Origin of the sequence: Nostoc sp. CALU 1950 (assembly GCF_051172895.1) — a bacterium.
In the GTDB taxonomy this organism is placed as follows: domain Bacteria; phylum Cyanobacteriota; class Cyanobacteriia; order Cyanobacteriales; family Nostocaceae; genus Nostoc; species Nostoc edaphicum_A.
In genome coordinates, this window is the sequence record NZ_JBDNJQ010000045.1 from 42560 (window position 1) to 49717 (window position 7158).

Sequence of the window (7158 nt, forward strand, 5' to 3'; positions counted from 1 at the left end):
ACCACTCAAAAAGCCCCTGAAAATCAGAAAAGGAAGTAATCAAGCTATAAAAGTGTCGAATCCAGGTTAAGTCAGAAACCAGTAATACAGTTTATAAGAAGAATTCAGAAGTCAGAATTCAGTATGAATTCTGTACGAGTGGGTGACGAATATTGGTTAAAATCGTACTTCGTCCCGCTACGCTAACGCCCGAAGTCAAGCGAAAAAAATTAAAATATTCTCGCCTTAAAACTCTATCCCTTTATCGGTAGAGTATTCTGAATTCTGTTAGCGCAGCGGGGCGTAGCCCATTCTGTATTCTGACTCCTGTTTTTATTGCAACAGGTTCGCTTTTTTCCTCTGATATTATTTTCATAATTCTTTCATTTTTATCTTCCTTCTGCTAAAGTGAGACAAAAGTGAGAAGATTATGAAATTACTATAATGAGATTTAATATCAGTAACTTTCAGATGCAACTACCGCAGTACGGACAAAAATTGGCTGTAGTGTCTGGGCTGCTATTGGGGCTATGTTTGGCTGGGTGTAGTCCGTCAACCTCCAATTCTCAACCACAGTTAAGTCCAAACCCAGGTACAACTACCACCAGTAATCTAGAAAAAAAAGATAAAAAAGTAGTTCTTACCACCTTTACAGTCATCGCAGATATGGCACAAAACGTGGCGGGAGACAAGGCGACTGTCGAATCTATCACCAAACCAGGGGCAGAAATTCATGGTTATGAACCAACTCCTAGCGATTTGGTGAGGGCGCAAAAAGCAGACCTAATTTTAAATAATGGTCTGGATTTAGAGCGTTGGGCACAGAAATTGTATAACAGTGTTCCTAATGTTCCTCACGTTACTCTAACTGAGGGGATTGAACCTGTGGAAATTGCGGAGGATGCCTACAGAGGAAAATCTAATCCCCATGCTTGGATGTCACCACAAAATGCCTTGATATACGTAGAGAATATTCGCAAGGCATTAGTTAATTTGGACTCAGCGAATGCAGAGACTTATAATATCAATGCCAAAGCATACAGCGAAAAAATTAAGGAAGTCGATGATAGACTGCGAAAAGCCGTGTCGGTAGTTCCAGCAGACAAGCGCTACATGGTAAGCTGTGAAGGCGCATTTTCATACGTTACCCGCGATTATGGCTTGAAAGAAGTTTATCTCTGGGCGGTCAACTCTGAACAGCAAGCTACTCCCAAACAGCTAGAAAAAGTCATTGAGACAGTTAAGAAAAATAAAATACCTGTAGTTTTCTGTGAAAGTACGGTTAATGACGGAGCGCAACGTCAGGTAGCTAAAGAATCGGGAGCAAAGTTTGGTGGAGTGTTTTACGTTGATTCCCTGTCTCCATCTGATGGACTAGCACCGACTTATCTAAAGTTGCTAGAACTCAACATTACTACTCTAACTCAGGGGTTAGAGGAAAAGTGAGCAAGTATGTGAGAATAAATATAATTATTAAAAATTGGCTTTTATTAAGGACTTGAGTCCTTTTTTGTTCTCTGGAAAACATTACATGTTCACCAAGAGGGCTGGAGTCACTCACTAAAAAATACTGATTAATTTTAGAGGTAATTTTTAATGAAATCCATTTCTATTGATGTCGAAAATCTGACGGTTGCTTACCACGGCAAAGTTGCTTTACATGGTGCTTCTTTGCAAATCCAAGCAGGTTCAATCAGTGGTTTAGTGGGGATGAATGGTAGCGGTAAATCAACATTGTTTAAGGCGATTATGGGGTTTTTGAAGCCAGTCACGGGACGGGTTTTGATTAATGGCTTACCGATAAAAAGTGTACAGAAAAAAAGCTTAGTCGCTTATGTGCCACAGTCAGAAGAAGTGGACTGGAATTTTCCAGTAAGTGTCCATGATGTGGTGATGATGGGACGCTATGGATACATGAATATACTGCGAATTCCATCGGCGAAAGATCAGAGAGTAGTGAGGGAAAGCTTGGAAAGGGTGGAAATGTGGTCGATGCGCGATCGCCAAATTGGAGAACTCTCTGGTGGACAAAGAAAACGTGCTTTTCTCGCCCGTGCTTTGGCCCAACAGGGAACAGTTTTACTATTAGATGAACCTTTCACTGGGGTAGATATAAAAACGGAAAAAGCGATGATTGACTTATTACTAGAATTGCGAGAAGAAGGTCATACAATTTTGATTTCTACCCATGATTTATCTTCTATCACTACTTTCTGTGACCAAGTAGTACTCATCAACCGTACTATTCTAGCTTATGGCGATACATCCGAAGTCTTCACAGAAGAAAATCTCTCACGGACTTTTGGTGGTTCTCTTGGAGATTTATCTCTCAGCAAAAGCAAAATAATTCGTGGTAATCAAAATGAATTCGATTAATTTAAATTGGTAATTGATATTCCTGATATTATATTTTAAAAAATATGAATACTCTCGCATTCTTAGACTGGTTAACCGCACCCCTACAGTATGAATTCATGGTGAAGGCAATTTGTGTAAGTGCCTTAGTTGGGGTGGTATGTTCTGTTTTATCTTGTTTTATGACCCTTAAAGGTTGGGCATTGATGGGAGATGCTGTTTCTCACGCAGTAATGCCTGGGGTAGTAATTGCTTATGTTTTAAATATTCCTTTCGCCGTGGGCGCTTTTGTATTTGGAGTAGGTTCAGTTATTGCCATTGGTTATATCAAAGCGAAGACGAGAATTAAGGAAGATACTGTCATCGGACTTGTATTTACAGGATTTTTTGCTCTGGGTTTGGTACTAGTTTCCAAAACTCCAAGCAGCGTAGATTTGACGCACATTTTATTTGGGAATGTCTTGGGTATTTCTAATGAAGACATTATCCAAACGGTGATTATTAGCGTCATTACTTTAGTAACAATAGCAATTTTACGCAAAGACTTACTATTATTTTGCTTTGATCCTACTCATGCACGTTCCATCGGCTTGAACACAGGGGCGCTTCACTATATTTTACTATCATTACTCTCGCTAACTGCTGTCGCCGGACTCCAGACAGTGGGAATTATTCTCGTTGTAGCTATGTTAGTTACTCCGGGAGCAACGGCTTATTTATTAACAGACCGTTTCGACCACATGATACTAATTGCAATGGCATCTGGAGTATTTTCTAGTGTTATGGGGACTTACATCAGCTATCATATCGATGGTGCAACTGGAGGTTGCATTGTGGTGTTGCAAACCTTGTTGTTTGTCATAGCAATGATTTTTGCACCTAAGCATGGGTTGCTAGTAAGAGCAAAGAAGCAAGAAAACACTGACTGATTCAGTATGAAAGAGCCTTTGCTATTTACGTAACACACATTCCGTAGGTGTGAGGACGAAACAAGTGTCATTTAAAATTGTGGTAATCGGTACTTCTTTAGGCGGATTATCAGCATTGAAAATAGTTCTGGGAAATTTACCAGTAGACTTCCCTGTGCCGATCGCGATCGTGCAACACCGCCACAAAGAGTCTGGCAACACACTTCAGGAGTTATTACAAGAATCCACTTTGTTGAAAATGCGAGAAGTGGAAGACAAGGATCAAATACTGCCAGGATATATCTACATAGCTCCAGCAGATTATCATTTACTGGTTGAACCAGGTCACTTTGCCCTTTCAACTGATGAGCCTGTTTCTTATGCTAGACCATCTATTGATGTGCTGTTTGAGTCGGCAGCCGATGTCTACACTGAGCAAGTTATTGGTGTAATCTTGACAGGAGCAAACCAAGATGGTATGCAAGGTCTTAAGAAAATAAAAGAGCGGGGAGGAATTACTATTGTACAAGAACCTGCCACAGCTGAGAGCGATATTATGCCAGAAGCAGCAATTTCTGCTGTTACAGTAGACTGGATTTTGACACTCTCAAACATTGCTTCCCAGATGGTCAAGCTTTGTCACTTATCACAGAAATAAACCGATGCAGATGGAATCCAAAGTCAACATCCTCCTAGTGGATGATAAACTAGAAAATTTGCTGGCACTAGAGGCAATCCTAGAAAAACTAGGGGAGAATCTCGTGAGAGCTACTTCTGGGGAAGAAGCTTTGCGGTGTCTGCTGCATCAAGATTTTGCAGTGATTTTGCTAGATGTGCAAATGCCTGGGATGGATGGCTTTGAAACTGCTACCTTGATTCGCAATCGGGGGCGATCGCGTCACACTCCAATTATCTTTCTTACCGCCTTTAGCACCAGCGACCAAATGCTGTTTAAAGGCTATGCTTTGGGTGCAGTTGATTATTTGCTCAAACCACTAGACCCCAATATCCTGACTTCTAAAGTCATAGTATTCGTAGAACTATTTAAGAAAACAGAAGCCGTCAAGCAACAAGCAGCGCAATTAGTAGCTGTGAATACAGAACTCAGGCAAAGTGAAGAACGATTCCGATCGCTAAGTACCTGCTCACCCGTTGGCATTTTTGAAATTGATACTGAAGGCGGCTGTAAGTATACTAATCCTCGCTATCAGGCAATTTGTGGTTTGAAAGCGGCAGAGAGTTTAGAAAAAAGATGGCTGGAATCTGTTCATCCAGAAGACAAAGAACGAGCAGTTGCTAGTTGGTCTGCCTACATTCGTGAAGGTCGCGACTATTCAGAAGAGTTTCGCTTTCAAACTGCTCATGGTAGCGATCGTTGGGTTCAGGTTCGCTCATCACCAATGCTTTCCGGTCAAGGGGAATTAGTGGGATATGTGGGAACCCTTGAAGATATTACGGAACGCAAGCAAGCAGAAGAAGTCCGCGCTCAAGTAATTCGAGAACAGACAGCAAGACAAGAAGCAGAAGCGGCAAATCGGATGAAAGATGAGTTTCTTGCTGTTCTCTCCCACGAACTCCGCACACCCCTAACCTCGATGTTGGGCTGGTCAAAAATTCTCCGCGCCAAGAAACTTGACGAAAAAGCTACTTCCCGCGCCTTGGAGGCGATTGAACGCAACGCTACATCTCAAATGCAACTAATTGAGGATATCTTGGATGTATCTCGGATTATCCGGGGTCAGTTGCGGTTAAATGTATCTGCGGTGAATCTGCTCTCGGTGATGGAAGCAGCATTAGAAGCAGTGCGTCCCCTTGCAGAACCAAAAGATATTAAGTTAAATACTGTCCTGGATACTTCCATAGGGTCAGTTTATGGCGATCCAGCCCGTTTACAGCAAATAGTTTGGAACCTATTAACTAATGCCATTAAGTTTACGCCTAAAGGTGGTAGGGTCGAAGTCAGGCTATCAAAATATTTTGGATTTTCGATTTCAGATTTGGAATTGGGATCTGATGGTGAAAATTTAGACTCTTTAGACACTGATAAAAGCAGTAATCTACAATCCAAAATTCAAAATTCAAAATCCCAGTACGCCCAAATTCAAGTTATCGATACAGGTATTGGTATCAGTTCCGAGTTTTTACCTAAAGTATTTGAGCGTTTTCGGCAGGCAGATAGTACCACAACGCGATCGCACAATGGATTAGGATTAGGGCTAGCGATCGTCCGTCATCTAGTAGAACTGCATAAGGGGACAATATTTGCCCAGAGTTTAGGTGCTGGACAAGGAGCAACTTTTACTGTGAGACTACCACTGCTACAAGACAATAGGGGTAATAGGGTGAGTAGAGAAGCCACAGGAGAAATTTCTTCTGCTGTGGCTTCGACTCCCCTTGCTGGATTAAGAGTTTTAGTTGTAGATGATGAAACAGATACCCGTAACTTTCTCAGTTTCATGTTTGAGGAGTATGGGGCTTTTGCCACTGCGGTAGCATCAGTTGATGAAGCGTTAGCAGTACTTGAACAAGCAAAACCAGATATCCTGATTAGCGACATCGGCATGTCAGAGCAGGATGGTTATACACTAATTCGGAAGCTGCGCTCTTTAGAACCAGAAAAAGGCGGACGTATCCCCGCGATCGCTTTAACAGCATACACGCGAGAGGAAGACCGTTTAAAAGCTCTTTCAGCAGGGTTTCAGCAGCATTTATCTAAGCCAATTGACCCCACTAAATTAATTGCTGTGGTTGCCAATGTATTAGAACTAACTCTGGAAGTTCCAGTGAGTTGATTAGTCATTGGTCATTTGTCATTGGTCATTTGTCATTAGCTTAATACCCAATTAAGACGAAGTTAGGGCGTGTTTTTTCAGTTCGTCTAAGGAAACCACTTCCAAAGCTCTAGCATGGGTTGCTGAAAGTATGACAGGTGGAGCAACGCCAGCTTCAAGAGCTTGTTGCCAGCGAGAAGCACACAAACACCAGCGATCGCCAGGCTTCAATCCAGGAAAATTAAAATCAGGAACAGCTGTACTGAGGTCGTTCCCCTGCGATTTAGTGAACTCCAGAAATTCTGATGTTACTTGGGCACATACGACGTGCGATCCAAAATCCTGACCACCTGTACGACAAAGACCGTCGCGGTAAAACCCAGTCATGGGAGAATTACAGCAAACCTCTAGGTTTCCATCGATTACGTTTTTAGCGTTTGTCATTGTTAATTCGTTGTACTTGATTTTTCTACTTGATATCAGCTTATATTTATTGTTAATTCCCTGGTTGAATTAAAATTTCTATCTCTCATTAATTCCGAAAAGCAGGGAATTGTAGAATCACTTAAATCAAAATCGCTAAAAAAACCTCTCAGCAGAATATTTAAGAGCGATCGCTCTCAAAAGGGACTGAGTTTTACCCTTACTGAGTATTTAAATAAAAACCCCTGGCTAACTACCAGAGGTAATGCAAGTCAGTACTTTTCGCATGGAATGTATCCTACTCAAATACCATAGCAACCCTCTAAATTAGAGATATGCCATTCTGCCAAACAAAAAAAGCCCCCAGTGGTAAGCTGAGGGTTAATTTTTTCTAGAATAGCGGTAATATACAAAGCTATTATTCCCAGATGAGTAGGCAAATAATACTTGTAGCCCTTTTAAAGAGCTATATAACCAAATATTGTAATGTCACAAAAAAGAGAGCTTCGGCGTATTTCTGCCTCGTTGTTTGCTTTTAAATAAGCAAAACTAATAACTCACATCAGGTTTACTGAAGTAATAAAACTTGATTACAAATTGTAAAGCAGTGTAAAGTAGTTTCACAGGCGAAGACGAAACTGCCTGATTCATAAATAACTAACCGCACTTATAAAACAATGACAACAACCTTACAACGTCGCGAAAGCGCCAACGTATGGGAT

Annotated in this window: 6 protein-coding genes; 5 read left to right on the forward strand and 1 reads right to left on the reverse strand. The window is 41.3% G+C overall.

Annotation, left to right across the window (positions count from 1 at the left end):
- Positions 1-423: 423 nt before the first annotated feature.
- The 5 genes from ABF638_RS14735 to ABF638_RS14755 all read left to right on the forward strand — a co-directional run bounded on the left by ABF638_RS14735 (position 424) and on the right by ABF638_RS14755 (position 6034).
- The gene (locus ABF638_RS14735; protein ID WP_435023422.1) at positions 424-1425 is read left to right on the forward strand and encodes a metal ABC transporter substrate-binding protein; all 1002 of its coding nucleotides are present in this window, start codon (positions 424-426) and stop codon (positions 1423-1425) included.
- 150 nt (positions 1426-1575) lie between these two features.
- Positions 1576-2355 (forward strand): metal ABC transporter ATP-binding protein, encoded by a 780-nt coding sequence (locus ABF638_RS14740; protein ID WP_435023424.1) that lies wholly within the window; start codon positions 1576-1578, stop codon positions 2353-2355.
- A 44-nt stretch (positions 2356-2399) separates the two neighbouring features.
- Positions 2400-3263, forward strand: coding sequence for a metal ABC transporter permease (locus ABF638_RS14745; protein WP_069073914.1), 864 nt, complete (start codon positions 2400-2402; stop codon positions 3261-3263).
- A 64-nt stretch (positions 3264-3327) separates the two neighbouring features.
- Positions 3328-3900 (forward strand): chemotaxis protein CheB, encoded by a 573-nt coding sequence (locus ABF638_RS14750; protein ID WP_435023426.1) that lies wholly within the window; start codon positions 3328-3330, stop codon positions 3898-3900.
- A gap of 4 nt (positions 3901-3904) precedes the next feature.
- A complete protein-coding gene (locus tag ABF638_RS14755) occupies positions 3905-6034 on the forward strand; it encodes a hybrid sensor histidine kinase/response regulator (protein WP_435023428.1) in 2130 nt (709 codons plus the stop codon).
- A 51-nt stretch (positions 6035-6085) separates the two neighbouring features.
- On the opposite strand, the gene ABF638_RS14760 is transcribed toward ABF638_RS14755, so the two are convergent.
- The gene (locus tag ABF638_RS14760) at positions 6086-6457 is read right to left on the reverse strand and encodes a DUF2237 family protein (RefSeq protein WP_435023430.1); all 372 of its coding nucleotides are present in this window, start codon (positions 6455-6457) and stop codon (positions 6086-6088) included.
- Between the last annotated feature and the right edge of the window lie 701 nt (positions 6458-7158).